Origin of the sequence: Georgenia alba, from assembly GCF_042665525.1 — a bacterium.
In the GTDB taxonomy this organism is placed as follows: Bacteria; Actinomycetota; Actinomycetes; order Actinomycetales; family Actinomycetaceae; genus Allobogoriella; species Allobogoriella alba.
The window spans coordinates 1-549 of record NZ_JBHTCQ010000014.1; the positions used below are offsets into that span (position 1 = coordinate 1).

General features: G+C 71.9%; 1 pseudogene. It reads right to left on the reverse strand.

Annotated features, from left to right (window positions below):
• Positions 1-260: 260 nt before the first annotated feature.
• Positions 261-549: pseudogene (locus tag ACFQQL_RS19130) on the reverse strand (acetyl/propionyl-CoA carboxylase subunit alpha); the annotation flags it as partial.

Here is a 549-nt window from a genome sequence, read left to right on the forward strand (position 1 = left end):
GTCGTGCCCGTTCGGTCAACCGCCTGTGGCTCAGCTCGGGGTCTCGCGATGCCAGGTTCGTGGGCTCAGTGTGGCGTGCTCGCTGACCGGTGGACGTGGGGGTGTGGGTGCGGTGGGCCGTTAATGAGTGTGGCCGTGGATGGTGATCGAGAGGCGGGAGCCCGTGCCGGCCTGGGCGAGGCGCGCGGCCTGGCCCGGTGTGGTGGCCAGGACGACCAGGGCGCCGGTCTCGGCCATGTCGCCGGTGGAAGCGCCGCAGCCTGTCGCCAGCGCCGCCGCGAGCGCCGACAGCGCCTCGACATCCGGGTCGGCCAGCGGTCGTGCCAGGGTGTCGAGCCCGTGGGTGTCGAAGAACGCGGTGTCGGTGTCCCCGGCCAGGAAGGCGGGGTGCCGCAGGATGTTCACCAGCAGATCCCGGTTGGTCCGCAGGCCGTGCAGCTCGGTCCGAGCCAGCGCCCCGGCGAGCAACTGGGCAGCCTGTCCACGGGTGGGCGCGAACGAGATGACCTTCGCGAGCATCGGGTCGTAATGCACCCCGACGACGGAGCC